This is a genomic window from Duganella sp. P38, assembly GCF_050859475.1.
Taxonomy (GTDB): domain Bacteria; phylum Pseudomonadota; class Gammaproteobacteria; order Burkholderiales; family Burkholderiaceae_D; genus Rugamonas.
In genome coordinates this window covers 2,535,335-2,558,827 of the sequence record NZ_CP193936.1, presented here as the reverse complement: position 1 = coordinate 2,558,827, position 23,493 = coordinate 2,535,335, and the positions used below count along the sequence as shown (strand labels likewise).

The following is a 23,493-nucleotide window of genomic DNA, read 5'->3' as shown; positions in this document are numbered from 1 at the left end:
GCTCGGCTGTAGCTGAACAGTAGTGGACGAATTAAAACAAAAAACCGCTGTCCCAGAGTGGGAACAGCGGTCTTCTTGATGTCCATCTAGCTAACTGAACAGTATTCTGGCGGAGACGGTGGGATTCGAACCCACGATACAGGTTTTGCCCGTATGCTTCCTTAGCAGGGAAGTGCCTTCGGCCACTCGGCCACGTCTCCAAACAACGTCCGTTATAGTATAGATCGGTAGGGATTTGGTCAAGGCGGGCACGCCTTGTTCATGCGGGCGGGGAGCAAACAAAAAAGCCTCCCGCAGGGGAGGCTTGTTCGCTTGTTCTGGCGGAGACGGTGGGATTCGAACCCACGATACAGGTTTTGCCCGTATGCTTCCTTAGCAGGGAAGTGCCTTCGGCCACTCGGCCACGTCTCCTAGTCGATTGCTCAACTATGTCCGCCGTGAAGCAGACGACCGCCATAGTATAGACCGTGATCCGTTTGGTCAAGGCAACTCGGCGGTTTTTTGGAAAAAATTTAAGCCTTTTCCAGTTCGAACGCCTTGTGCAGCGCGCGCACGGCCAGTTCCATGTATTTCTCGTCGATCAGCACCGAGATTTTGATTTCCGAGGTCGAGATCATCATGATGTTGATGCCCTCTTCCGACAGCGTGCGGAACATCTTCGAGGCCACGCCGACGTGCGAGCGCATGCCCACGCCGACCACCGAGATCTTCGACACCTTGGCGTCGCCGGCGATGCTGGCCGCGCCCAGCGCTTCCTTCGAGCCGTTCAGCACGTCCAGCGCGCGCTGGAAGTCGTTGCGCGGCACGGTGAAGGTGAAGTCGGTCTTGCCGTCGACCGACTGGTTCTGGATGATCATGTCGACTTCGATGTTGGCGTCGGCCACCGGGCCCAGGATGTGATAGGCCACGCCCGGACGGTCTGGCACGCCCAGCACGGTGATTTTGGCTTCATCGCGCGCGAACGCGATACCGGAGATGACTGCTTGTTCCATGTGTGTGTCTTCCTCAAACGAGATCAGGGTGCCGGAGTTGGCTTCTTCTTCGATGTCCAGCATCGGGTCGGTCAGCGACGACAGAACGCGGGTCGGCACGCGGTAGTTGCCGGCGAATTCCACCGAACGCGTCTGCAGCACTTTCGAGCCCAGCGACGCCAGTTCCAGCATTTCTTCAAAGGTGATGGCTTTCAGGCGGCGCGCTTCCGACACCACGCGCGGGTCGGTGGTGTAGACGCCGTCGACGTCGGTGAAGATCAGGCATTCGTCGGCCTTCATGGCGGCGGCGATCGCCACGGCCGAGGTGTCCGAGCCGCCGCGGCCCAGCGTCGAGATGTTGCCGCCCTCGTCCACGCCCTGGAAACCGGTGATGATGACGATCTTGCCGTCGTCCAGGTCGCGGTTGACTTTTTCGTCGTCGATCGACTGGATGCGGGCTTTGGTGAATGCGGAATCGGTTTTAATCGCGACTTGCCAGCCGGCGTAGGAAATCGCCTTCTTGCCGATCGCTTGCAGCGCCATCGACAGCAGGCCGACCGAGACTTGCTCGCCGGTGGAGGCGATCATGTCCAGCTCGCGCGGGTCCGGTTGCTCTTGAACTTCCTTGGCCAGGGCGATCAGGCGGTTGGTCTCGCCCGACATTGCCGACGGCACCACCACGATGCGGTGTCCGGCGTCATGCCACTTGGCGACACGCCGCGCGACGTTCTTGATACGGTCCGTCGAACCCATCGACGTACCGCCATATTTGTGCACGATTAAAGCCATAACAGTGAGTTTTCCGCTCAAATAAAGGTAAATGGAACCCTTAACTCTACATGCGGCGGTGCAAAATAACAAGTCAGAAAGCTCATAAACTCATACCGAATAGACATATCTACATACAAAATTCGGCAGAAAGCGCCTCAAACTCTACGCAGCTTGCCAGCGCAGCCGTATCCGGCCCGCCCCGGGGCCGACCTGATGGCTATCCATGCCGATGCCGGCGGCGAACAGCAGCTGGCCGGGGCTTTTCACCACCGGCAGCCGGCCGCGCTCCCAGGCCGGGATGTTGAGCGCCTGGTAGTGATATTTGACCGGACGGGTCGGGCGGTTCGGCGCCAGCTTGAGCTTTTCGCCGCCCCGGCGGAACTCGATCACCAGCGGCTGGGCGCGCAGCCACTCGGGGTCCAGGCCCTGGTCGGCTGGCTCGAAGTGCAACACGCCGCCGTAGGCCGGGAACGCCAGTTCGGCTTCGCCGTTCCAGCGGAAGCCGGTGCCGGGCTTGTCGTCGAACTGGTCTTCGCGCGTGCCTTCGAGCTCGTCCAGCTTGGGCGTCAGGTGCAGACGGTCGCGGTAGCGGCGCACGTGGCAGTCCGGGTGCGTCACCAGCAACTGGGCGTCATGTTTGGCTTCCAGCAGCTGCGCCAGCATCTCGGCCAGCCAGGCGGTGCTCGGCATGCTGTAGCCGCGCGTGGCGAACCAGTGGCGCAGCAGGTTGTAGGCGCGGTCCTGGCTCAGCGCGCGCAGCTTGCTGAGGTCGAGGTAATCGCCGTCGCGGGCGGCGGCCAGGTCCTGCTCGGCCAGTTCGGTCAGCAGGCGCGTGGCCGATTGCGCGTGCTGGGCGCTGCGCGCGAAGCGTTCCTGGAAGCCGGGAAAGTGCTGCTCCAGCGCCGGCATCACGGTGTGGCGCAGCGCGTTGCGGGCGTAGCGCGGGTCGTCGTTGGATTCGTCGTGGATGTGGCTGATGTGGTGCTGGGCGGCGTAGGCTTCGAGCTGCTTGCGCGAGGCTTGCAGCAGCGGGCGCGCCATGACCAGGTTGTCGTTGTGCAGCAGGCCGGCGGCGGTGTTGGCGGCGTCCATGCCGGACAGGCCGGCCGGACCGGAGCCGCGCAGCAGTTGCAGCAGCACGGTTTCGGCCTGGTCGTCCTGATGGTGGGCGGTCAGCAGCAGTTGCACGTTGTGCTCGCCGCATAGCGCGCCCAGCGCGGCGTAGCGGGCTTTGCGGGCAGCGGCTTCGGTGCCGGTTTTCTTTTGGTCGTGCAGCTGGATGCGGCGCGCTTCGAATGAGATGTTGAGCGCGGTGCATTGCTGTTCGCAGTGGGCCAGCCAGGCGTCGGCGTTGGGGCTGAGGCCGTGGTGGATGTGGAAGGCGCACAGGGTTAGCTCATGGCGCTGGGCGTAGTCGTGCGCCAGGTGCAGCAGGGCTGAGGAGTCCAGGCCGCCGCTGAGGGCGACGGCGATGCGCGGTTTGTCGCCCTCGCCTGCGGCGGCGCGGATGGCTTGGTCGAAGGTGGACTTTAGGGTGGGCTTTTGCTGCTTCAATCTGGGCTCCGAAATGCAAACCGGGAGCGGCGCGTGGGCGGGCTCCCGGTGGTGTTCCATGGATTCCCGCCTGCGCGGGAATGACGGCGAAACCGTCGATGCCATGCAGGCGGCGTGAACGTTGGCTCGCCGGTACTGCACAGGTTCCGCGTAAACGTTGGCTCGTCGGTACTGCGCAGGTGCGGCGTTGGCTCGTCGCTCCCGCGCAGGCGGGAGTCCATGCTGAGTGTCTTATTCCTGCGGCGTGGTTTCCTTGAACTTGCCGTAGCTCATCAGCTTCTCGTGACGCGCTTCCAGCAGGTCCTTGGTTTTCATGCCGTGGAACTGGCGCAGCGAATCGGCCAGCGCCCGCTTCAACATGGTCGCCATCTGCTTCGGATCGCGGTGCGCGCCGCCCAGCGGTTCGGTGATGATCTTGTCGATCAGGCCGATGGCTTTCAGACGGTGCGCAGTCAGGCCCAGCGCTTCGGCCGCATCGGCCGCGCGTTCCGAGGTCTTCCACAGGATCGACGCGCAGCCCTCCGGCGAAATCACCGAGTAGGTCGCGTATTGCAGCATCAGCACCTGGTCGGCCACGGCGATCGCCAGCGCGCCGCCGGAGCCGCCTTCGCCGATGATGGTGGCAATCAGCGGCACTTTCAGTTCCGCCATCACGTACAGGTTGTGGCCGATCGCTTCCGACTGGCCGCGCTCTTCGGCGTCGATGCCCGGGAACGCGCCCGGCGTGTCCACAAAGGTGAACACCGGAATGCCGAACTTCTCGGCCAGCTTCATCAGGCGCATGGCCTTGCGGTAGCCTTCCGGCTTCGGCATGCCGAAGTTGCGCATCGCGCGCTCTTTGGTGTCGCGGCCCTTCTGGTGGCCGATGACCATGCAGGACTGGCCGTTGAAACGCGCCAGGCCGCCAACGATGGACTGGTCGTCCGCATAGGTGCGGTCGCCGTGCAGTTCGTGGAAGTCGGTGAAGATCTCGTTCACGTAGTCCATCGTGTATGGACGTTGCGGGTGGCGGGCGATCTGCGACACCTGCCATGGCGTCAGCTTGGCGTAGATATCCTTGGTCAGTTGCTGGCTCTTTTTGGCCAGACGGTCGATCTCCTCAGAGATGTCGACTGCCGAATCGTCCTGGACGAAGCGCAATTCTTCGATCTTGCCGTCGAGTTCAGCAATCGGTTGCTCAAAATTGAGGAAAGTCGTTTTGGTCATTGTACCTCCGTGTTTATTCTCACCTGTGGGGCGGCGCGGCGCGGCAAAAGCGCGCAGCAAGCCCTCGCACAGCGATTAGAGCATCTATTCTACAGCAACCGGGTCCAAACTACGCCATAAATACCAGGTGGCTACCGTTCGGTAAGGTTCCCAGTTGGCCGACACCTCGCGCGCATCGCTGCGCGAGACCGGTTCGCCAGAGAAATAATTTTGGCTGATGCCCTGGATTAAACCAGGATCATCGAGCGGCAAAACATTGGGACGCAGTAAATTAAATATCAGAAACATCTCCGCTGTCCAGCGGCCGATGCCGCGGATCTGCGTCAGCTCGGCGATCACCGCCTCGTCGTCCATCTGGTCCCACTGCGCGGTGTGGACGCGCTTGTTCTTGAAGTGGTCGGCCAGATCGAGGATGTACTCGGTCTTGCGCTTGGACAGGCCGCAGGCGGCCAACTGCTCGGCGCCGGCCTTGATGATCTGCGCCGGCGTGCATTTGGGGCTGATTGCCAGCAGCTTTTTCCAGGCCGCGTCCGCCACCTTGGGCGTGACCTGCTGGCCGACGATGGAGCGGGCCAAGGTGGTGAACGGGTCGTGATGCCCGACGAGGTGCAAATCCCCGAATTGCGGGATCAGCTTGTTCATGATGCGGTCCCGCTTCATGAGCTCGGTCTTGGCCTGTTCCCAGTACGGCGGAACGGCCTTGACCGGGCTGGCTGCGCCCTCGTTGTCCTTGGCGGTCACCATGGTTATGCGCGACGCCAGTTGGTGCTGCCGTCAGGCTTGTCTTCGAGGATGACGCCCTGGGCCAGCAGGTCGGCGCGGATCTTGTCGGATGCGGCGAAGTTGCGGGCTTTCTTGGCCTCGGCGCGCCGCACGATGGCCGCCTCGATGGCGGCATCGTCACCGCCGGCGCCGCCAACGGCGGCCTGGCGGAACTGCTGCGGCGTGCGCTCCAGCAGGCCGATGAGGCCCGCCAGCGCTTTCAGCTGGCGCGCCGCGGCCGGCGATTTCGACTTGTTGACCTCGCTGGCCAGGTCGAACAGCGCGGCCACCGCCAGCGGCGTGTTGAAGTCGTCGTTCATCGCCTCGGCGAAGCGGGCGGCGTGCGGTTCCTGCCAGTCGAGCGGCTGGCCGTCGCCTTCGACGCCGTCCAGCGCGGTGTACAGGCGGGTCAGCGCGCCGCGGGCGTCGTCCAGGTGGGCGTCCGAGTAGTTCAGCGGGCTGCGGTAGTGGGCGCGCAGGATGAAGAAGCGGATGACTTCGGCGTCGTACTTTTTCAGCACGTCGCGGATGGTGAAGAAGTTGCCCAGCGATTTGGACATCTTCTCGTTGTCCACGCGCACGAAGCCGTTGTGCACCCAGTAGTTGACCATCTGGTGGCCGAACGCGCCTTCCGACTGCGCGATTTCGTTCTCGTGGTGCGGGAATTGCAGATCGGCGCCGCCGCCGTGGATGTCGAAATGCTCGCCAAGCAGCGCCGAGCACATGGCCGAGCACTCGATGTGCCAGCCCGGACGGCCCTTGCCCCACTTGGAATCCCACTTGGCCTCTTCCGGCTCGGCCTCCTTGGCGGCCTTCCACAGCACGAAGTCGAGCGGATCGCGCTTGCCGGTGTTGACGTCGACGCGCTCGCCGGCGCGCAGGTCGTCGAGCGACTTGCGCGACAGGCGGCCGTATTGCGGGAAGTTGCGCACCGCGTAGTTGACGTCGCCGTCGGCGCTCTTGTAGGCCAGGTCCTTGGCTTCCAGCTGCTCGATCAGCGCCAGCATCTGCGGCACGTACTGCGTGGCGCGCGGCACCAGCGTCGGCGGCAGGATGCCCAGCGCCGCGGTGTCCTCGTCCATATATTGCGTAAAGCGGGTGGTCAGCTGGCTGATGGTTTCGCCGTTTTCCACCGCGCGGCGGATAATCTTGTCGTCGATGTCCGTGATGTTGCGGGCGTAGGTGACGTCGTAGCCGGAGGCCAGCAGCCAGCGGTACATGACGTCGAAGGCCATCATCATGCGGGCGTGGCCGATATGGCAGTAATCGTAGATGGTCATGCCGCAGACGTACATGCGGACTTTGCCCGGCTCGATAGGTACGAAGGTCTGCTTGTCACGCGCCAGCGTGTTGTAAATCTTTAAATTGCTCATCGGACTCTTGCTTTTTTCTGGGCATCTCAGGCAATACGAAGGCCCGGTGCGCGGCGCGCACCCATGCTCATCGTGTGCCTGGGGAAACCTCGGGAATGTTCTTGTTCTACCTTCCAAGGGGTAGAATGGAACAAGTATAGCATTGATAAAAACAGCATAGGCCTCATCTGTATTCGGATTTTGCCTATTCGACATTAATTAGAGGAAGCACGATGCACCAAAAACTGATGACCGCCCTCGCCGGCCTGGCCTTGTCCGGCGCCGTCTGGGCCGCGCCCGCCCCACAGGTCGAGCTGAAAACCACCATGGGCGACATCGTCCTGGAGCTGGACCGCGACAAAGCACCGAAATCAGTCGACAACTTCCTCGCCTATGTGAAGTCGGGTTTCTACAAAAACACCATTTTCCACCGCGTCATCGACGGCTTCATGATCCAGGGTGGCGGCTATGACGAGAAACTCAAGGGCAAACCGACCAACAAGCCGATCCCGCTGGAATCGAACAACGGCCTGACCAATGTGAAGTATTCGCTGGCGATGGCGCGCATGGGCGATCCGAACTCGGCCACCTCGCAGTGGTTCATCAACGTCGAGGACAATCCGGGGCTGGACGCGCCGGGCTCGGACGGCACCGGCGGCTATGCCGTGTTCGGCAAAGTCATCAAGGGCCAGGAGACGGTCGACAAGATCAAGGCGGTGCTGGTGGACGACAAGGGCATGTTCCAGAACATCCCGGTGATTCCGGTCACCGTGAAGTCGGCGACGATACTTAAGACACCAATCCAGCCAAAACAGTAAAATAGCGGCCTTGCCATCCAATCGTCGTCCCCGCGAAGGCGGGAACCCATGGAACGTCCGCTCAGCATGGATTCCCGCCCGCGCGGGAATGACGGGGCGAAAACCCTCACTTTCAGGATAACAACATGACCAAAGTAATCATCAAAACCAATCTGGGCACCATGACCGCCGAACTGGACGCGGAAAAAGCGCCGAAGACCGTCGCCAACTTCCTGGCCTACATGGAAGCCGGCCACTACAACAACACCATCTTCCACCGCGTGATCGACGGTTTCATGATCCAGGGCGGCGGTTTCGAGCCGGGCATGAAGCAAAAGCCAGCCGACACCACCGTGGAAAACGAAGCCAAGAACGGCCTGAAGAACGACACCTACACGCTGGCCATGGCCCGCACCTCGGCGCCGCACTCGGCATCGGCCCAGTTCTTCATCAACGTCAAGAACAACTCCTTCCTGGACTACCCTGGCCAGGACGGCTGGAGCTACGCCGTGTTCGGCAAAGTAGTGGACGGCACCGACGTGGTTGAAGCCATCAAGAAAGTGAAAACCACCCGCAGCGGCATGTTCGCCGACGTGCCGGCGGAAGACGTGATCATCGAAAGCATCGAACTGGCAGCCTGAGCGATGTCTGAAGTCTGCGCGCTGTTCATTTCCGATCTGCATTTGCAGCCTGCGCATCCCGCCACCACGGCAGCGTTTTACGACTTCCTGGAGCGGCATGCGCGGCACGCGCAGCAGCTGTATCTGCTCGGCGACCTGTTCGAATACTGGGCCGGCGATGACGACATCGCCGACGCCTACAATGGCCAGATCGTCGACGCCCTGCGCGCGCTGAGCGACAGCGGCGTCGCGCTCTACTGGATCGCCGGCAACCGCGATTTCCTGGTCGGCGCCCGCTTTGCGGAAGCCGCCAACCTGACGTTATTGCCCGAAACCTGGGTGGCCGACATCGCCGGCCAAAAGGTGGTGGTGCTGCACGGCGACGCCCAGTGCACGCAAGACAGCAAATACATGGAATTCCGCGCCATGGTGCGCCAGCCCGCGTGGCAGGCGCAATTCACCGCCATGCCGCTGGCGCAGCGCAAGGCCATCATCGCCGGCCTGCGCGCCGACAGCCGCAAGGAGCAAGGCGGCAAATCCTACGAGATCATGGATGTGACGCCGGAGGCGATTGCCGAGGTGTTCGCGCAGACCGGCACCAATGTCATGATCCACGGCCACACGCACCGCCCCGCCCTGCACCGCATAGGCGACAAGCTGCGCTATGTGCTGCCGGACTGGGAACCGGACTCGACGCCCTCGCGCGGCGGCTGGATCGCCATCGACAGCGACGGCGTCATCACGCGCCATGACCTCAGCGGCGCGGTCATTCCCGGCTGAATGCTGCACCCGCCGTGCGGCGGGCCCGCCCTCACCGCCTGACCGACGACATCGCCGCATTCAGGCGGCGCACCAGATCCTGATTCAACTCGCGCGTATGGCGCGCCCAGCGCTCCATGGTGCGCTGTAATTCCGCGTACAGCTGGTTGGCCTTGTCGGCGTCGCCAACGCCGGCCGCCCAGATGGCGTACTCGGCCTGCACGGTAAAGCTGTTGTGGCGGCTCAGCGCATAGTCGAACTCGGCGCGTGCCTCGTCCTGGCGGCCGGCCGCTGCCAACGCCTGTGCCAGCAGCAGCGACACCTGCTCCGGACGGAACTTGTCATCCTTGCCGCGTATGGTCTGCAGGTGCGTCACGGCCGCCGCCGCGCGGCCGCAGGCCAGCGTGGCCTGCGCCGCGCCGAAGCGGATTTCCAGGTCGCCGGCGAACGGCCCTTGCAGGCAGGCCTCATAGGTGGCGGCGGCCTCCTCGGCGTTGCCGGCGGTCAGCAAGGCGCTGGCCAGGCGCATCTGGTTTTGCGCTGTCGGCGTGAACTCGTAGGCATCGCGCGCCTCGCGCAGGTCGCGGCCGGGATCGAACGTCTTGGCGGCAACGTTGACTGCCTTGCGCGCGCCATGCTGGATCTTCGAATTCGGCAGGTAGATCGCGAAGAAATACACAATGCTGCCCAGGCCGGGGAACAGGAACAAAATCACCACCCAGTACAGCGGCTGGTTGTTGCGGATCGCGTGGATGGCAAAGAAAATCGCCACCAGCACGTGTATCCCGATACCAAAAATTTCCATGAAAACTGCCTCAACAATGAACGAATGGGGTGCATTGTAGCCGCTCTTAAGATTCGATTCATCTGCGCCATGCCATACTACCGGCATGCGCATACTACTCGTTGAAGACGACGCCTCCCTGGGCGACACCATCCAGACCTGGCTGCGGCTCGACCAGCACGCGGTGGACTGGGTGCGGCGCGGCGACTCCGCGCAGACCGCGCTGATGACGCATCATTACGATTGCGTGCTGCTCGATCGCGGCCTGCCGGGCCTGTCCGGCGACGCCCTGCTGGCGCAGCTGCGCGCGGCCGGCAATCCGGTGCCGGTGATCCTGATCACCGCCTTCAACGCGCTGGCCGACCGCGTCGAAGGACTGGACCTGGGCGCCGACGATTACCTGGTCAAGCCGTTCGAGCTGGAGGAAATGTCGGCCCGCATCCGCGCTGCCGTCCGGCGCAACGCCAGCCAGCCGGGCAAGGAGCTGGCGCACGCCGGCATCGCGCTCCATCCCGACAGCCGCCAGGTGACGCTGGACGGTGCGCCGCTGACGCTGACCGCGCGCGAATACAATGTGCTGCACGCGCTGCTGCTGCGCAAGAACAGCATCGTCAGCCGTGCGCAGATCGAGGAATCGCTGTACGGCTGGGGCGACGAGGTGGAAAGCAACGCCATCGAAGTCTATATCCACAACCTGCGCAAGAAGCTGGGGGCGGCGCACATCGTCACCGTGCGCGGCCTTGGCTACCGCCTGAAAAATGATGTCGACTGACACCGCCAGTTGGTCGCTGCGGCGGCGCCTGCTGGCCGCGATCATCGCCGCCAGCAGCGTGTTGTGGCTGGCCAGCCTGGGCATCGTCACCTACATCGCCTGGCACGAAACCACCGAGGTGTTCGACGACGCGCTGGAAGAATCCGGCTACATGATCATGGCCGCCACCACCGACTGGGACGAACGCGGCCTGCTGGCCGAGCTGCGGCCCGGCGGCCACGCGCGCAAGGTGGATATGCAGTACCAGATCGTCGTCGATGGCCGGGTGCTCCAGCGCACCGGCGGCGCGCCCGCCCTGCCCTTCGTTGCCGGCTTCAGGAAGCACGACGGCTTTGCCGACGCCGAGGTGGACGACCGCCGCTGGCGCGTTTTCGTGGTCCGCAACGAGGAACGCAACGTCGAGGTCCAGGTCGGCCAGAAATACAAGCAGCGACTGGATATCCTTGAGGAACTGGCCGAACACCTGTGGCTGCCGGTGTCCGGCATGCTGGTGCTGCTGGCCCTGGTATGCTGGCTGCTGACCGGCCGCGTGCTGAAGCCGCTGCGCCAGACCGCGTCCGCCATCGCCGCCAAGACGCCGGACGACCTGACGCTGGCGCCCACCGCCGGCCAGCCCGCCGAACTGCTCCCCATCGTGCAAGCGCTGAACGGCGTGCTCGGCCGGCTCGACAGCGCGCTGCAAGCCGAACGCCGCTTCACCGCCGACGCCGCCCATGAATTGCGCACGCCATTGGCGGGCTTGCATATGCACGTGCAACTGCTGCAACGCCAGCATCCCGAGCTGGCCGCGCCATTCGGCAAGCTGCGGCAGGACATCAGCCGTAGCACGGCGCTGGTCGACAGCCTGTTGACGCTGGCGCGGCTGGACCCGCTATCGCGCGAGGGGCTGGCGCGTGAGCCGGTGGCGCTGGCGCCGTTGCTGGATCGGTTGCGGGCGGCACACGACGATGAGGCGGCGCGGCGCGGTATCACGCTTGCCGTGCGCGATACGCTGGCGCCGGAGCAAGCCACGGTTACTGCTCACCCGGCCATGCTGGAGATCGCCTTGCGCAATCTGCTGGAAAACGCGCTGCGCTACTGCCCGGACGGTCGCCGTATCGAGATCGAGGCTAGCTGGCACAACGGTCATCACCGCCTCGCGGTGCGCGACGACGGACCCGGCGTGGACGAGGCCAGCATGCGACGGCTGACCGAACGCTTCTTCCGTGTGCTGGGGCAGGATGCCAGCGGTAGCGGCCTGGGCTTGTCGATCGTCAAGCGCATTGCAGACCTGCATGGCATGACCTTGCATTTCGGCCCCGGCCTTGGCGGGCGCGGCCTGTCCGCCATCCTCGACCTCCCCGTCATTCCCGCGTAGGCGGGAATCCATGCTGAGTTTGCGTCGCAGGCGTCCTATGGATTCCCGCCTGCGCGGGAATGACGGTGGCGGCGGCGGGGGGTGCGTTTTTTAAGATACGGTTAATGTCCGCTAGTTGTAATAACACCGTACCCTCAACAACCACAAAGGACCAACCATGAAAACCCTCCTCCGCGCTTCCGTTTTGACCGCCCTGCTGGCCGGTTCCGCCTTCGCCATCGCGCAGACCGGCTATACCGGGCCGTCCACCAACACCCCAGCGCCGGCCTATGCCGGCCCGTCCAGCGTGCCGGTGATGACCGCCAAAGATCTGCTGGCCAAAGGCAAGGACGACCAGTACGTAACGCTGAAGGGCAAGATCACCAGCCACAAGGGCGGCGAGGACTACGAGTTCACCGACCAGAGCGGCAAGATCACGGTGGAAATCTCGTCCAAACGCTTCCCTGCCGGCCAGACCATCGACCACAACACGCTGGTGGAACTGACCGGTGAGTTTGACAAGGAGACGTTTGGCGAATCCACACTGGACGTCAAGCAGCTCAAGGTGGTCAGCAAGTAAGCCTTACGCCGTCACCGCTGCCGGCTGGCGCACCCAGGCGGCAGCGTAGCGGGCCAGGCGGCCGAGGAACAGGCCGTTGAACACGCCGTAGAGCAGCGTCACGGCAGCAGCAAACGGCAGGCTGTGCACCAGTTCAGGCTGGATGGCCGACAGCACAGCCACGCTGTACTTGGTGGCGAAGATGGCCATCATCAGGCCCAGCGACATCCAGCTGCCGCGTTGCAGGATGGTGTTGGCGGCACGGTCGACACGGATTGCGGCGGTCGACCGTTTCCAGATCAGCGCGCCCGAGGCGGCGGCGCCGATCGCCCACAGTGCCCAGACCGCCTCACCCAGCGGGCCGTTGCTGCGGATGCTGGAGATGGCCAGGCCGAGCATTACCAGCGGAATCAGGGCGACTTTCAGCAGCGAAGTTTCGCGGTCCTTGCTGGCCAGCCAGCCCCGATAGACCAGGAAGGCCAGCAGGGCCCAGACGTAGCTTGGGGTGTGGGAAATGATTTGCTGGATCATGATGGGCTCCGTTTGTTGGGTTTCGATGGAGCCACTATGCGCCCGGCGGCCCGGATGGGGGCGGCGATGCGACGAAATGCGCCTGGACGGCGCGAAATGCAATTGAACAGCGCTAAATCACCCGCCGTCGTTCCCGCGCAGGCGGGAACCCATGCTGACTCGGCTTCGGAAGCGACGTATGGGTTCCCGCCTGCGCGGGAACGACGGGGTTATTGTGCCGGTTGTAGCCTGGCGACCAGCCCGCCCGGCCGGGTATCGATACCGGTCAGCACGAACTGCACGCCGGCATAACGCAACTCCTCCGGCTTGAAGGTATGCACCGGCACATCCCGAATCACCTTGTCGCTGAGCAGATTGGCGACACTCATCAGCTGCTGCTGCTTGCCCTCGTCCATGTTATCCACGATGAAGCGATCAACATGCGCATCGGCAATGTAGACGGCATTGCGCGCACTATCCACGCGCAAGCGCCCGGACACCAACATGCTGCCATGCCACGACTGCCGCGCCAGCAACGGCGACACGCCGAGGTCGACCGCCAGCGCCACGCGGTCACTGTCGGCCAGCACGGACAGGCGCGGATGGCTCAGTTCCACCTCGAACACGCCCAGCACGCGCTGATGCATCGGGAATTTGCGCTCCAGGCTGCTCTGCAAGCGCTCCTGCGGCAACTCCACCTCGCGCGGGCCGATCAGCCCGGCGCACGCGGCCAACAGTCCTGCGAGCAACAGTGGCGCGGCAATTTTGGCGTAGCGTTTAAGATTCATTGCATCTTCCCTTCGACATTCGGAACCTGCGCATTATATGACTCTGACGAGAATAGGTTGTGCCGGTTGGAGCATCAGCCGCGACGCCACCACTGCCGCGCCCCAGTTTGGCGGGCCGGGCAGCCACCTGGAACGCTATGCCGCCGTGCTGAACGCGGCGGAAATCAACTCATCCTTCTACCGGCCGCACCAGACGCAGACCTACCAGCGCTGGGCCGACAGCGTGCCGGCCGATTTTCGCTTCTCGGTCAAGCTGCCGCGCAGCATCACGCACGAGCGCCGCCTGGCTGACAGTGCCGACCTGCTGGACGCCTTCGCCGCCGAGGCGGGCGGACTGGGCGGCAAGTTGGGCTGTGTGCTGGTGCAGTTGCCGCCCAGCCTGGTGCTGGACGTGCAGGCGGCCGACCGCCTGTGGCGCCAGCTGCGCGAGCGCTTCGGCTGCATGCTGGCTTGCGAGGCGCGGCACGGCAGCTGGTTCGGCGACCAGGCATCGGCCCTGCTGGCGCGGCATCAGGTGACGCGGGTGATTGCCGATCCGCCGGCCGGCAAGCCGGGGCCGTATGTGCCGACTACGGAGGATGTCTACATCCGCCTGCACGGCAGTCCGCGCATCTATGCCTCGCTGTATTCGGAGGAACAGCTGCGCCAGGTGGCGGACTTCATGGCCGGCAAGCGCGGCTGGTGCGTGTTCGACAACACCATGAACGGCCGCCAGACGCTGCAGGCGCTGCGCCTGGCCGAGCTGCTGGCCTTAGCCGGCAACTAGGGCGCGTTCCAGATCGTCGAAGCTGGCTGGCTTGACCAGGTGGAAGTCGAAGCCGGCCTCGCGCGTGCGTTCGCGGTCGCGCTCGGCGCCGTAACCGGTATGGGCGATCAGGCGGGTGTGCGCGAACAGCGGATCGGCGCGCAACTGGCGCGCCAGCGAATAGCCGTCCACGTCCGGCATGCCGAGGTCCATGACGATGGCTTGCGGCTGGTGCGCGCGCGCCTGTTCCAGCGCGGTCGCGGCGTTGTGGGCGGTGTAGACTTCGTAGCCCATCAGCGTCAGCAGCTCCGCCATCACGCCGAGCGAGTCGATGTTGTCGTCAACCAGCAGCAGGCGCTGCTTGCCGGGCGTCGCTGGCGCGGACTGCGTGGCGCCGGGGGCCGTGGCCGTCCCGCTTGGCGCGGCGGCCGAGGCGACGGGCTCATAGGCTGCGGTGGTGGACGTCGACGCGCCGCGAGGCAGCGGCAGTTCCAGCACAAAGCTGCTGCCTTTGCCGATGCCGCCGCTGAGCGCCTGCACCGTCCCGCCATGCATCTCCATCAGTTTCGACACCAGCGACAAGCCGATGCCCAGACCGTCATGCACGCGATCCTGCGTCGATGCCCCTTGCGCGAACATATCGAAAATCCGCTCCAGATTGTAGGAGGTAATGCCAATGCCGTTATCGCTGACCGCGATGCGCAGCCGCTCCGGCTGCGGCAAGCTCACCTCCAGCCGGATCTGCCCGCCCGGATCGGTGAACTTGGCGGCGTTGTGCAGCAAGTTGCCAACGATCTGCGCCAGCCGCACCGGATCGCCATGCAGCCACACCGCTTGCGGCGGCACCACCACCGTCAGCGTATGGCCGCGCTGCTCCACCAGCGCCCTGACCGTCTCCAGCGCCGGCTCCACCACCGCATGCAACTCCACATCCTGCTGGCGCAAGGTCAGCTTGCCTTCAGAAATGCGCGCCACATCCAGCAGGTCGTCCACCAGGTGCGTCAAATGGCCAACCTGGCGCAGAATCACATCGCGCGCGCTGCGGTGCACCTCCTGCTGCTCGGGCGGCGCGTTGTTCATCAGCGCCACCGCGTTCCGGATCGGGCTCAGCGGATTGCGCAACTCGTGCGCCAGCGTCGCCAGGAAATCGTTTTTGTTTTCGTCGGCCGCGCGCAGCAAGCCTTCCATGTTCTTGCGTTCGCTGATATCGCTGCTGATGCGGGCGATGCGGTATGGCTGCTGCCGGTCGTCGCGCACCAGGAAAGCACGGTCGCGCACCCAGCGCATGGCGCCATCGCGCGGCGCCAGGCGGTACTCCTGATCGTACTGGCCCTGCTCGGCCAGCGCGCGCCAGTGCGCTGTCACCGCCGCGCGGTCTTCCTCGTGCACGGCGTTGAGCCAGTCGTCGGCGCTGTCGCGCAGCTGCGCCGCCGGACGGCCGAACAAGCGTTCATAGGCCGGGCTGGCATACAGCAGCTGGTTATCCTGCAAGCGGAACATCCAGAACACATCCTCGATATTTTCCGCCAGCTGCCGGAAACGTTCCTCGCTGTTGCGCAGATCGTTCTGCACCCGCTGCAGGCGCAGCAAGGCGTTGACGTTGGCGATCAGCTCGTCCGCCTCGATCGGCGCCGCCGGTAGTTGTCGGCGCCGCCGTCAAGGCCGCGAATCTTGTCGTCGCGGCCGATCAGCGCGGCCGAGGTCTGCAACACCAGCACCGTGCAGGTGGCGATGTCGGCCTTGATGCGGCGGCACACTTCGATGCCGCTGATGTCGGGCAGCTTAACGTCAAGCAGCACCAGCGCCGGCTGGCGATGGCGCGCCATCTCCAGCGCGTCGGTGCCGTTGGCCGCTTCAATGACCTGGAAACCGGCGCTTTGCAAAATGCGGGTCTTGACGTAACGGGCGCCGTCGTTATCGTCGACATTGAGGATCAGGATGGTACTGTTATCCATGACGGTTCCTTAACTGTTCACCGGCAAGCGCAGATAGAACGTCGAACCCTGCCCTTCGGCGCTGCGCACGCTGACTTCGCCGCCGAGCAGCGCGGCCAGCTTGCGGCACAACGGCAGGCCGAGGCCGGTGCCCTTGGCGCGCCGTTGCAGCGGATGTTCGATCTGGCTGAATTCTTCAAAGATCAGCTGCTGGTTTTCCGGGCTGATGCCGATGCCGCTGTCGGTGACGGCAAAAGTCAGGCTGTCGCCCTGGCGGTGATCGTGCAGCTCGACCACCACCTTGCCCTGCTCGGTGAACTTGAGCGCGTTGGAAATGAAGTTGCGCAGGATCTGCGTGATCTTGCTCTCGTCCGACACCAGCGCCACCGGCGCCGGCTCGACAAACACCAGCTCCACGCTGGAATCGCGCGTCAGCGGCCGCAGCATGCCCTTCAGCGCGCTGAACAGCTCGCCAACGCGGATCGGCGCCAGCGTCACCTCCACCTTGCCGGCCTCGATCTTGGCCAGGTCGAGCAAGTCGTTGACCAGCTCCGACAGATCGCTGGCCGCCTGCGAAATAAAGCCGACCTGGCGCTCCTGCTCCGGCGTCAGCGGGCCGTCCATGCGGTCCAGCAGCAGCTGGGTCAGCGCGCGGATCGAGCTCAGCGGCGTACGCAGCTCGTGGCTGGTGTTGGACAGGAAGCGCGACTTCATGTCGTCGGCCTTGCGCAGGCGCTCGGCCTTGTCCTCGATTTCCGCGTACAGCGCCACCACGCCGCGGTTGGTATCCTCCAGCTCGCGCGTCAGCGCCAGCAGATCGTCCTGGCGCTCGCGCAGTTCGGCCAGCGCCTGCGCCAGCTCGCGGTTCTGCTGTTCGATTTCCGAATATGTGCTTTGCACCGGCGTGCCGGCCAGTTGCGCGCCGATCAGCGCCACCTCGCGCGGATTGGCGACCAGCGACGCCGGCAAGGTCTTGCTCATCACCACATGCAGCGCGCCCGGCGTGGCCGCGACGATGTTGCAGTCGTCCATCAAGCGCTGCGCGGTGAGGATGGCCTCGTCCTGCTGCACGACCTGCAAGCCGGGGCGGGCCGCGCCGTCGGCGGTGATGCTGACCTGTAGCTGCAGCGGCTGGCCGCCGACCGCGAACACCGCCCGTCCGCCCGACCCGCGGCCATAAGCGCAGCGCGCCACTTCCGAGACGGCGGTGGCGACCCGCACCTGATCCTGCACGCTCAGCTTGAGCAGGCCGGCGATCTGGCGCGCGCGCTGGCGCACGGTCACCACGTCCGGCTCGCTGTCGATGCCCATCTGCAGAATGCGCGTGGTAGTCATGCGCGCACCACCAGCACGCTGGCGTCGTCGCGGCCCCGGCCGAAGTCGCGCAGCAGCACCGCCGCGATGATGGCCGGCGCGCGCGCCAGCAGGCCCGGATAGGCGCTCAGCTCCCAGCTGGTGCCGATGCCGTCGCTGGCCAGGATCACGGTGGAACCGGCCGCGCACGGGAACTGCAAATCCTGCACCTTGCGCATATTGTGGCCGACGATGCCGTTGTGCGACATCATCTGCCGCCGCGGCCCGTCGCTGACGACGCTGGCGGCGATATTGCCGATGCCGGCAAAGTGCAGCTGGCCGGCGTCGCGGTCCAGCGTGGCGATGGCCAGCGCCGCGCCGCGCGTCGGCCGCAAGGCCTCGTGGCAGGCCTGCATCAGTTGCGCCGGCTCGGCCGCCAGCGCAGGCGATGCGGCCGCCAGCACCGTCAGCGCGGCCTCGGCCGCCTTGGCCGCCTCCGGGCCGTGGCCGAGGCCATCGGCCGCCATCAGCGTCAGGCCGGCCGGCGTCGCCAGCACGGCCCAGGCGTCGCCGCAGGCCGTCTCGCTGGCCAGCGGCAGGCAGACGCCGCCCAGCTGCGGCCGCAATGGCCGCAGTGACTCGCGCGCCGGTGCGCCGCGCTGCCACATGCGCAGGAAAATCACCGTGCCCTTGCCGGGCGCGCTGTACCAGTCGAATTCATCGGCCAGGCGCCTCATCGCGCCCAGGCCGGTGCCGGCGGTGCCGGCGCTGGAGACGCCGTCGGTCATGGCCTGCGCCAGGTTGGCGATGCCCGGCCCCTGGTCGAAAGCCAGCGCCTCGATGCAGCGCTGGCCGTTGTGGTTGACGATGCTTAACTGCATGCGGCCGTCGCCAGCGTGCTTAAGGATGTTGGTGGCCGCCTCGGTAATGACGATGGCCAGTTGGCCGCTGCGGGTTTCGTTGAAGCCCAGCTGCGCGGCCAGCTTCTGGCCGACGCGCCGCGCCTCGGCGGCGTCGCTGGCGTGGTTGATGGCGACCCAGTGCAAGGGATCGAGCGTGCTGCTTAGATTTTCCATTTAATGATAGCGACTGCGGTGCCCTGCTGCGGGCGTGAATCAATAACAAAATCATCGACCAGGCGCTTGGCGCCGCCCAGTCCGAGGCCGAGGCCGCCGCCGCTGGTGAAACCGTCGCGCAGCGCCTGGTCGACATCGGTAATGCCGGGTCCGGTGTCGGCGAACACCAGCCGCAGCCCCTTGCGCAGGCCGTCGCTGAGGCGCTCCAGCACCACCACGCCGCCGCCGCCGTACTTGATGGTGTTGCGCGCCAGCTCGCTGGCGGCGGTCACCAGCTTGGTCTGGTCTACCAGGCTGAGCTTGAGCTCCAGCGCATGCTCGCGCACCTGCTTGCGGACGTTGACCACGTGCTCATCGCCAGCCAACGGCAATACCTGGTGCAGGTCGGCCGTGCCGGCGTAGCGCGTCAGCAAGGACGAGGTGTAACGGCCAAGGTCTAACGTGCCGTCGGTATTCATCAGCTGTAGCTCTTGCCGAGCAACTGCATGCCTTTTTCGACATTCAGCGCGGTTTTAACGCCAGGCAAGGTCAGGCCCAGTTCCACCAGCGTGATGGCCACCGCCGGCTGCATGCCCACCAGCACCGTCTGCGCATCGAGCACGCGCGCCATGGCGGCGGTGTTGCTGATCATGCGGCCGATGAAGGAGTCCACCAGGTCCAGCGCGGAAATATCGATCAGCACGCCCTTGGCGCGGTCGCTGACGATGCGCTCGGTCAGGTCGTCCTGCAGCGTCATGGCCAGGCGGTCGTGCATGTCGACCTGGATGGTGACCAGCAGCAGGTCGCCGATGCGCAAAATTGGAATGCGGTCCATGCGCGGCTCACGAACGGCTGATGGTGGCGCCGACCCGGCTCAGCGCCAGCACGAAGGCGTCGGCCAGCGTGGCCTTGGTCACCACGTCTTCCAGGTTCACGCCGAGGTGGACGATGGTCTGCGCGATCTGCGGACGGATGCCGCTGATGATGCAGTCGGCGCCCATCAGGCGGGCGGCGGCGATGGTCTTCATCAGGTGCTGCGCCACCAGCGTGTCGACGGTCGGCACGCCGGTGATGTCGATGATGGCGATGGCGGCGCCGGTCTCGACGATTTTTTCCAGCAGGCTTTCCATCACCACCTGGCTGCGCGCGCTGTCGAGCGTGCCGATCAGCGGCAAGGCCAGCACGTCGTGCCACAGCTTGACGACCGGCGTCGACAGCTCCATCAGCTCATGCTGCTGGCGCACGATGATCTGGTCGCGGCTCTTCTGGAACACCTCCACCGTGTACAGGCCCAGCTGATCGAGCAAGGTGCTGATCGCCCACAGCGCATCGGCCAGCAGCGCCGGCTCGGCGGCCAGCTCGCGGCGCAGCGTGGTAAACAGCGACTGCTTCAGCGAGAACACAAAGGTAGCGGTTTCGTTCGGCGTCGAGCCGGCCTTGGCGCGCTGGCTGGAAATTTCGATCAGCTGATTGCGCACGTCGTCGAAGTGGCGCGAGTTGATATCGTCGACGCCGCCGGTGCTGATGGCGGCCGGCAGCAGCGTCAGGAACTGGCGGCAATGGCGGCCGGTGCTATCGTCATTCCGGAAGGTTCTGGCGGCCAGTTCACTGGTCCACAGGCCCAGAATTTCCGACTCGAATTGGGTAATCAGCGCGCCGAGGCGGCGGGCAGTGTCGTTAACGCTCATGTAATCCCCTAGTATTAGTTTAACGCAACGACAAGACTATATAACATGTACGCAACTATCCGGTTTTTCAATCGTGCGCATGCCTCATGAAAACTTTGCTTGCGTTTTTGATTTCTAGTGTTATAGTTCACTACAACACCACCTCATCAACACACGTAAGGGGTAACCATGTATGTGGAATGACAACGCGCCGATCTATCGGCAGCTCAAGGACAAGGTGGTCGGCATGATGCTCGATGGTCTGCTCAAGCCGGGCGACGCCCTGCCCTCGGTGCGGCAAATTGCCGCCGATTATCAACTCAACCCGATCACCGTTTCCCGCGCCTACCAGGAGCTGGTGGACGAAACGCTGGTCGAAAAACGGAGGGGTTTAGGTATGTATGTAACTGATGGCGCCCGCGACAAACTGCTGGCCACAGAACGTGAACGTTTCCTGCGCGAAGACTGGCCGGCCATGCTGGAACGCATCCGCCGCCTCGGCCTGGACCTGGAGGCGCTGCTGAAAGCGGCGCCGGGAGGTGCGGCATGAGCGCCATCATCACCGCCAGCCGGCTGGTCAAGCGCTACGGCAAGCAGACCGCGCTCGACGACACCAGCTTCAGCATCGAAGCCGGCCGCATCGTCGGCCTGATCGGCCCCAACGGTTCCGGCAAGACCACCACGCTCAAGGCCATACTCGGCCTGACGCAGTTCCAGGGCGAGCTGTCGGTGCTGGGCATGGACCCGCGCATCCAGCGCGAGGCGCTGATGAACGAGGTGTGCTTCATCGCCGATGTTGCCATCCTGCCGCGCTGGCTCAAGGTCAGGGACGCCATCGACTTCGTCGAGGGCGTGCATCCACGCTTCGACCGCGCCAAGGCCGAGAAATACCTCGCCAACACCAAGCTGCGCCCGGACATGAAAGTCAAGGCCATGTCCAAGGGCATGGTGGTGCAGCTGCACCTGGCGCTGGTGATGGCGATCGACGCCCGTCTGCTGGTGCTGGACGAGCCGACGCTGGGCCTGGACATCCTGTACCGCAAGCAGTTCTACCAGAACCTGCTGGAAGACTACTTCGACGAGAACAAGACCATCCTGATCACCACCCACCAGATCGAGGAGGTCGAACACATCCTCACCGACCTGCTGTTCATCGAAAACGGCAAGATCGCGCTGGCGGCCACCATGGACGAGGTTGGCGAGCGCTTCACCGAGGTCATGGTCGAGCCGCAATTTGCCGCCGCCGCCAACGCGCTGCAACCGCTGACGCAGCGCACCGTGTTCGGCAAGCCGGTAATGCTGTTCGACGGCGCCGACCGCGCCCAACTGTCCAAATTCGGCGAACTGCGCACGCCCAGCGTGGCAGACCTGTTTGTCGCCACCATGAAAGGAAGCTACGCATGAACACCATGAAATGGCTCATCAAGCGCGAGATGTGGGAAAACAAGGGCATGCTGCTGTGGACGCCGCTGGCGATCGCCGGCGCCCTCGCCGCCCTGGTGCTCAGCGCGCTGTTCCTCGGCCGCGTGCAGAACATCCAGATCGACGGCCAGAGCTTCGGCACCATCACCCTCGAAGGCGCGGTGCGCGCGCGCATCGCCGACACGCTGGCGCAGGCGTATATCGGCACCGGCATGCCGGTGCTGATGGTGCTGAGTCTGCTGGTATTTTTCTACTGCCTCAGCGCGCTGCACGACGAGCGCCGCGACCGCAGCCTGCTGTTCTGGAAATCGCTGCCCGTGTCGGACTTCACCACCGTGCTGTCGAAAGCGCTGCTGGCCCTGGTGGTGGCGCCGCTGATCACCATCGGCATCTCCGTGGCGCTGGGCCTGGTGATGCTGCTGGCCACCTGCGTCGCGCTGCTCGGCCATGGCACCAATCTGTTCGGCGCCGTCCTTGCCGCGCCGGACCTGTATCTGTCGCCGCTGCGGCTGGTCGGCCTGCTGCCGGTGTATGTGCTGTGGGCGCTGCCGACGGTCGGCTGGCTGCTGATGGTATCGAGCATGGCGCGCTCCAAGGTCTTCCTGTGGGCAGTCGGCACACCGGTGATCACCACGCTGCTGCTGGTGTGGGCGCAGAAGGCGCTGCACCTGGGCATCGACGCGGCCTGGTTCGCCGGCAACATCACCAACCGCATTTTGCTGGGCGTGGTGCCGGGCGCCTGGCTGGCGTTCAGCAAGGAGACGGTCAGCATCGGCCATGAGCCGCACAAGCTCCCGCTGCCGGAAGACATCTTCCTCGCCTCGTGGTCGACGCTGGGCGGCGCCAGCGTGTGGATTGGCGCGGTGGCCGGTGTCGCCATGATCGCTGTCGCGGTCTACATGCGCCGTCGCCGTGAGGAAGTCTGAACCGCTGCTGGCCCTGCTGCTGTTGCCGCTGCTGGCGGCGGCGCAGCAGGTAGCGGAGCCGGTCCAAGCCGCAAGAGCAGCGTCTGCCCTGGCGTCGCCCCCTGTACCGGCGTCCGGCCCTGTTGCGGCGCCGGCTCCCGCGCCGGCCCCCGTGTCGGCGCCCGATCCTGCCGCAGCGCCGGCTCCCGCCCCAACCGCAGTGCCGTCCCCGGCGCCGGAAACGGCCGCCGATCCCGGTCCTCTGGTGGTGGTCAACGGCACCCGCAGTCCGGACTTGCAGCCCTACCGCTACATGCTGTCCGGCCTGGACGCCTTCGACGACTATCATGCGCTGGCGCCGAACGCGGCTGAAGTACGCTTCCGCCTGACGCGGCGCGACAAAGCGCCAGCCGATGCGCTGGACGGCCTGGCCGTGCGCATCTCAGGTGAACACAGCGACATCGCGCTGCCGCTCGACGCCCAGCAGCGCTTCACGCTGCCGCGCAACGAGCAGGCCGAGCAGGAAAACGCCGACATCGTGCTCAACAAGAAAAAGCGCGACTTCAGCTTCTGGCCCGACGTGCGCAGCGCCGGCGTGCCGGACGGCATGCGCCGGCTCGGCGACATCCGCCTCGAATGCCGAGTACTGGTAGCGATCGGCAAGAATCACATCCCGTTCATGCTGCGCGCGATGATCAACACGCTCACGCTGAGCACCGACTGGTGCGGCTGGCAGAAGTTCAAGCTGAGCGTGCGCGGCGACGGACCGATCGCCCGCGCCACGCTGCTAGCCGGCGACCAGCGCGTACCGCTGCAAGTCAGCGAAAACGGCCGCTCCTACTCCGTGCCAGTCGGCGACAAGCAATACGCGGATGATACACTGATCGAGGTGGAGCAAATGTAAGCGCCCAAGTCCCAGGCAAACGAAAAC

At 64.8% G+C, this 23,493-nt stretch carries 26 protein-coding genes and 2 tRNA genes; 11 read left to right on the top strand and 17 right to left on the bottom strand.

Going from position 1 to position 23,493, the window contains the following annotated elements; genetic code table 11:
• Positions 1-107: 107 nt before the first annotated feature.
• From ACRQ5J_RS11915 to cysS, 7 genes are all read right to left on the bottom strand, one after another.
• Positions 108-200: transfer RNA gene (locus ACRQ5J_RS11915), tRNA-Ser, on the bottom strand.
• Between the two features lie 118 nt (positions 201-318).
• Positions 319-411: transfer RNA gene (locus ACRQ5J_RS11910), tRNA-Ser, on the bottom strand.
• 101 nt (positions 412-512) lie between these two features.
• Positions 513-1,760 carry an aspartate kinase gene (locus tag ACRQ5J_RS11905; RefSeq protein WP_432383466.1) on the bottom strand — a complete coding sequence of 416 codons (1,248 nt, stop codon included), beginning with the start codon at positions 1,758-1,760 and terminating at the stop codon, positions 513-515.
• Positions 1,761-1,904: 144 nt separating this feature from the next.
• Complete coding sequence (gene tilS, locus ACRQ5J_RS11900) at positions 1,905-3,296, bottom strand: tRNA lysidine(34) synthetase TilS (protein ID WP_432383465.1); 1,392 nt, start codon at positions 3,294-3,296, stop codon at positions 1,905-1,907.
• A 231-nt stretch (positions 3,297-3,527) separates the two neighbouring features.
• On the bottom strand, positions 3,528-4,502 hold the full coding sequence (locus ACRQ5J_RS11895) for an acetyl-CoA carboxylase carboxyltransferase subunit alpha (protein ID WP_432383464.1): 975 nt from the start codon (positions 4,500-4,502) through the stop codon (positions 3,528-3,530).
• An 84-nt stretch (positions 4,503-4,586) separates the two neighbouring features.
• Positions 4,587-5,246 (bottom strand): DNA-3-methyladenine glycosylase family protein, encoded by a 660-nt coding sequence (locus ACRQ5J_RS11890; RefSeq protein WP_432383463.1) that lies wholly within the window; start codon positions 5,244-5,246, stop codon positions 4,587-4,589.
• Positions 5,247-5,248: 2 nt separating this feature from the next.
• Positions 5,249-6,637, bottom strand: coding sequence for a cysteine--tRNA ligase (cysS, locus tag ACRQ5J_RS11885; RefSeq protein ID WP_432383462.1), 1,389 nt, complete (start codon positions 6,635-6,637; stop codon positions 5,249-5,251).
• A 212-nt stretch (positions 6,638-6,849) separates the two neighbouring features.
• Between cysS and ACRQ5J_RS11880 the strand changes: the two genes are divergently transcribed.
• The 3 genes from ACRQ5J_RS11880 (at position 6,850) to ACRQ5J_RS11870 (ending at position 8,813) form a co-directional block, all read left to right on the top strand.
• A complete protein-coding gene (locus tag ACRQ5J_RS11880) occupies positions 6,850-7,434 on the top strand; it encodes a peptidylprolyl isomerase (protein ID WP_432383461.1) in 585 nt (194 codons plus the stop codon).
• 125 nt (positions 7,435-7,559) lie between these two features.
• Positions 7,560-8,054 carry a peptidylprolyl isomerase gene (locus tag ACRQ5J_RS11875; RefSeq protein ID WP_432383460.1) on the top strand — a complete coding sequence of 165 codons (495 nt, stop codon included), beginning with the start codon at positions 7,560-7,562 and terminating at the stop codon, positions 8,052-8,054.
• Positions 8,055-8,057: 3 nt separating this feature from the next.
• A complete protein-coding gene (locus ACRQ5J_RS11870) occupies positions 8,058-8,813 on the top strand; it encodes a UDP-2,3-diacylglucosamine diphosphatase (RefSeq protein ID WP_432383459.1) in 756 nt (251 codons plus the stop codon).
• Between the two features lie 31 nt (positions 8,814-8,844).
• Here ACRQ5J_RS11870 and ACRQ5J_RS11865 read toward each other — a convergent pair whose 3' ends face one another.
• Positions 8,845-9,597 carry a tetratricopeptide repeat protein gene (locus tag ACRQ5J_RS11865; RefSeq protein WP_432383458.1) on the bottom strand — a complete coding sequence of 251 codons (753 nt, stop codon included), beginning with the start codon at positions 9,595-9,597 and terminating at the stop codon, positions 8,845-8,847.
• An 85-nt stretch (positions 9,598-9,682) separates the two neighbouring features.
• On the opposite strand from ACRQ5J_RS11865, the gene ACRQ5J_RS11860 reads away from it, so the two are divergent.
• The 3 genes from ACRQ5J_RS11860 (at position 9,683) to ACRQ5J_RS11850 (ending at position 12,264) form a co-directional block, all read left to right on the top strand.
• Complete coding sequence (locus ACRQ5J_RS11860; protein WP_432383457.1) at positions 9,683-10,348, top strand: response regulator transcription factor; 666 nt, start codon at positions 9,683-9,685, stop codon at positions 10,346-10,348.
• A complete protein-coding gene (locus ACRQ5J_RS11855; protein WP_432383456.1) occupies positions 10,338-11,705 on the top strand; it encodes an ATP-binding protein in 1,368 nt (455 codons plus the stop codon). Before ACRQ5J_RS11860 ends, ACRQ5J_RS11855 begins: the two co-directional genes overlap by 11 nt.
• A 157-nt stretch (positions 11,706-11,862) precedes the next feature.
• The gene (locus ACRQ5J_RS11850; RefSeq protein ID WP_432383455.1) at positions 11,863-12,264 is read left to right on the top strand and encodes a YgiW/YdeI family stress tolerance OB fold protein; all 402 of its coding nucleotides are present in this window, start codon (positions 11,863-11,865) and stop codon (positions 12,262-12,264) included.
• A gap of 3 nt (positions 12,265-12,267) precedes the next feature.
• On the opposite strand, the gene ACRQ5J_RS11845 is transcribed toward ACRQ5J_RS11850, so the two are convergent.
• Entirely contained in the window at positions 12,268-12,876 is a 609-nt protein-coding gene (locus ACRQ5J_RS11845) for a DUF6622 family protein (protein WP_432383454.1), read from the bottom strand.
• Positions 12,877-12,983: 107 nt separating this feature from the next.
• A complete protein-coding gene (locus ACRQ5J_RS11840; RefSeq protein WP_432383453.1) occupies positions 12,984-13,541 on the bottom strand; it encodes a DUF1439 domain-containing protein in 558 nt (185 codons plus the stop codon).
• Between the two features lie 37 nt (positions 13,542-13,578).
• Here ACRQ5J_RS11840 and ACRQ5J_RS11835 point away from each other — a divergent pair, with 37 nt between their 5' ends.
• Positions 13,579-14,307, top strand: a complete 729-nt coding sequence (locus ACRQ5J_RS11835) for a DUF72 domain-containing protein (protein ID WP_432383452.1) — start codon at positions 13,579-13,581, stop codon at positions 14,305-14,307.
• On the opposite strand, the gene ACRQ5J_RS11830 is transcribed toward ACRQ5J_RS11835, so the two are convergent.
• From ACRQ5J_RS11830 to ACRQ5J_RS11800, 7 genes are read right to left on the bottom strand one after another with little or no spacing between them, the layout of a single operon-like run.
• Positions 14,293-15,876, bottom strand: coding sequence for a hybrid sensor histidine kinase/response regulator (locus ACRQ5J_RS11830; RefSeq protein ID WP_432383451.1), 1,584 nt, complete (start codon positions 15,874-15,876; stop codon positions 14,293-14,295). The two genes, ACRQ5J_RS11835 and ACRQ5J_RS11830, sit on opposite strands and share 15 nt — an antisense overlap.
• A gap of 17 nt (positions 15,877-15,893) precedes the next feature.
• On the bottom strand, positions 15,894-16,241 hold the full coding sequence (locus ACRQ5J_RS11825; RefSeq protein WP_432383450.1) for a response regulator: 348 nt from the start codon (positions 16,239-16,241) through the stop codon (positions 15,894-15,896).
• Between the two features lie 9 nt (positions 16,242-16,250).
• Positions 16,251-17,555, bottom strand: coding sequence for an ATP-binding protein (locus tag ACRQ5J_RS11820; RefSeq protein ID WP_432383449.1), 1,305 nt, complete (start codon positions 17,553-17,555; stop codon positions 16,251-16,253).
• On the bottom strand, positions 17,552-18,589 hold the full coding sequence (locus ACRQ5J_RS11815) for an ATP-binding protein (RefSeq protein ID WP_432383448.1): 1,038 nt from the start codon (positions 18,587-18,589) through the stop codon (positions 17,552-17,554). Before ACRQ5J_RS11815 ends, ACRQ5J_RS11820 begins: the two co-directional genes overlap by 4 nt.
• Positions 18,577-19,047, bottom strand: a complete 471-nt coding sequence (locus ACRQ5J_RS11810; RefSeq protein WP_432383447.1) for an anti-sigma regulatory factor — start codon at positions 19,045-19,047, stop codon at positions 18,577-18,579. The genes ACRQ5J_RS11815 and ACRQ5J_RS11810 overlap by 13 nt, the downstream gene beginning before the upstream one ends.
• Positions 19,047-19,403 (bottom strand): STAS domain-containing protein, encoded by a 357-nt coding sequence (locus ACRQ5J_RS11805; RefSeq protein ID WP_432383446.1) that lies wholly within the window; start codon positions 19,401-19,403, stop codon positions 19,047-19,049. Before ACRQ5J_RS11805 ends, ACRQ5J_RS11810 begins: the two co-directional genes overlap by 1 nt.
• A gap of 7 nt (positions 19,404-19,410) precedes the next feature.
• Positions 19,411-20,256 (bottom strand): STAS domain-containing protein, encoded by an 846-nt coding sequence (locus ACRQ5J_RS11800; protein ID WP_432383445.1) that lies wholly within the window; start codon positions 20,254-20,256, stop codon positions 19,411-19,413.
• A gap of 172 nt (positions 20,257-20,428) precedes the next feature.
• Here ACRQ5J_RS11800 and ACRQ5J_RS11795 point away from each other — a divergent pair, with 172 nt between their 5' ends.
• From ACRQ5J_RS11795 to ACRQ5J_RS11780, 4 genes are read left to right on the top strand one after another with little or no spacing between them, the layout of a single operon-like run.
• The gene (locus ACRQ5J_RS11795; RefSeq protein WP_432383444.1) at positions 20,429-20,785 is read left to right on the top strand and encodes a GntR family transcriptional regulator; all 357 of its coding nucleotides are present in this window, start codon (positions 20,429-20,431) and stop codon (positions 20,783-20,785) included.
• Positions 20,782-21,639, top strand: a complete 858-nt coding sequence (locus ACRQ5J_RS11790; RefSeq protein ID WP_432383443.1) for an ABC transporter ATP-binding protein — start codon at positions 20,782-20,784, stop codon at positions 21,637-21,639. Before ACRQ5J_RS11795 ends, ACRQ5J_RS11790 begins: the two co-directional genes overlap by 4 nt.
• Entirely contained in the window at positions 21,636-22,583 is a 948-nt protein-coding gene (locus tag ACRQ5J_RS11785) for a hypothetical protein (RefSeq protein WP_432383442.1), read from the top strand. Before ACRQ5J_RS11790 ends, ACRQ5J_RS11785 begins: the two co-directional genes overlap by 4 nt.
• Positions 22,570-23,466: a hypothetical protein gene (locus ACRQ5J_RS11780; RefSeq protein ID WP_432383441.1), complete on the top strand. Its 897-nt coding sequence runs from the start codon at positions 22,570-22,572 to the stop codon at positions 23,464-23,466. The genes ACRQ5J_RS11785 and ACRQ5J_RS11780 overlap by 14 nt, the downstream gene beginning before the upstream one ends.
• Positions 23,467-23,493: the final 27 nt, after the last annotated feature.

Excerpts from the sequence above, each read along its gene's own strand:
- ACRQ5J_RS11880 (WP_432383461.1), top strand. The coding sequence starts at position 6,850 with ATGCACCAAAAACTGATGACCGCCCTCGCCGGCCTGGCCTTGTCCGGC.
- ACRQ5J_RS11800 (WP_432383445.1), bottom strand. The coding sequence starts at position 20,256 with ATGAGCGTTAACGACACTGCCCGCCGCCTCGGCGCGCTGATTACCCAA.
- ACRQ5J_RS11840 (WP_432383453.1), bottom strand. The coding sequence starts at position 13,541 with ATGAATCTTAAACGCTACGCCAAAATTGCCGCGCCACTGTTGCTCGCA.
- cysS (WP_432383462.1), bottom strand. The coding sequence starts at position 6,637 with ATGAGCAATTTAAAGATTTACAACACGCTGGCGCGTGACAAGCAGACC.
- ACRQ5J_RS11815 (WP_432383448.1), bottom strand. The coding sequence starts at position 18,589 with ATGGAAAATCTAAGCAGCACGCTCGATCCCTTGCACTGGGTCGCCATC.
- ACRQ5J_RS11790 (WP_432383443.1), top strand. The coding sequence starts at position 20,782 with ATGAGCGCCATCATCACCGCCAGCCGGCTGGTCAAGCGCTACGGCAAG.
- ACRQ5J_RS11875 (WP_432383460.1), top strand. The coding sequence starts at position 7,560 with ATGACCAAAGTAATCATCAAAACCAATCTGGGCACCATGACCGCCGAA.
- ACRQ5J_RS11795 (WP_432383444.1), top strand. The coding sequence starts at position 20,429 with ATGTGGAATGACAACGCGCCGATCTATCGGCAGCTCAAGGACAAGGTG.
- ACRQ5J_RS11890 (WP_432383463.1), bottom strand. The coding sequence starts at position 5,246 with ATGGTGACCGCCAAGGACAACGAGGGCGCAGCCAGCCCGGTCAAGGCC.
- ACRQ5J_RS11825 (WP_432383450.1), bottom strand. The coding sequence starts at position 16,241 with ATGGATAACAGTACCATCCTGATCCTCAATGTCGACGATAACGACGGC.
- ACRQ5J_RS11835 (WP_432383452.1), top strand. The coding sequence starts at position 13,579 with ATGACTCTGACGAGAATAGGTTGTGCCGGTTGGAGCATCAGCCGCGAC.
- ACRQ5J_RS11895 (WP_432383464.1), bottom strand. The coding sequence starts at position 4,502 with ATGACCAAAACGACTTTCCTCAATTTTGAGCAACCGATTGCTGAACTC.
- ACRQ5J_RS11820 (WP_432383449.1), bottom strand. The coding sequence starts at position 17,555 with ATGACTACCACGCGCATTCTGCAGATGGGCATCGACAGCGAGCCGGAC.
- ACRQ5J_RS11905 (WP_432383466.1), bottom strand. The coding sequence starts at position 1,760 with ATGGCTTTAATCGTGCACAAATATGGCGGTACGTCGATGGGTTCGACG.
- ACRQ5J_RS11810 (WP_432383447.1), bottom strand. The coding sequence starts at position 19,047 with ATGAATACCGACGGCACGTTAGACCTTGGCCGTTACACCTCGTCCTTG.
- ACRQ5J_RS11850 (WP_432383455.1), top strand. The coding sequence starts at position 11,863 with ATGAAAACCCTCCTCCGCGCTTCCGTTTTGACCGCCCTGCTGGCCGGT.
- ACRQ5J_RS11870 (WP_432383459.1), top strand. The coding sequence starts at position 8,058 with ATGTCTGAAGTCTGCGCGCTGTTCATTTCCGATCTGCATTTGCAGCCT.
- ACRQ5J_RS11855 (WP_432383456.1), top strand. The coding sequence starts at position 10,338 with ATGTCGACTGACACCGCCAGTTGGTCGCTGCGGCGGCGCCTGCTGGCC.
- ACRQ5J_RS11785 (WP_432383442.1), top strand. The coding sequence starts at position 21,636 with ATGAACACCATGAAATGGCTCATCAAGCGCGAGATGTGGGAAAACAAG.
- ACRQ5J_RS11865 (WP_432383458.1), bottom strand. The coding sequence starts at position 9,597 with ATGGAAATTTTTGGTATCGGGATACACGTGCTGGTGGCGATTTTCTTT.
- ACRQ5J_RS11860 (WP_432383457.1), top strand. The coding sequence starts at position 9,683 with ATGCGCATACTACTCGTTGAAGACGACGCCTCCCTGGGCGACACCATC.
- ACRQ5J_RS11805 (WP_432383446.1), bottom strand. The coding sequence starts at position 19,403 with ATGGACCGCATTCCAATTTTGCGCATCGGCGACCTGCTGCTGGTCACC.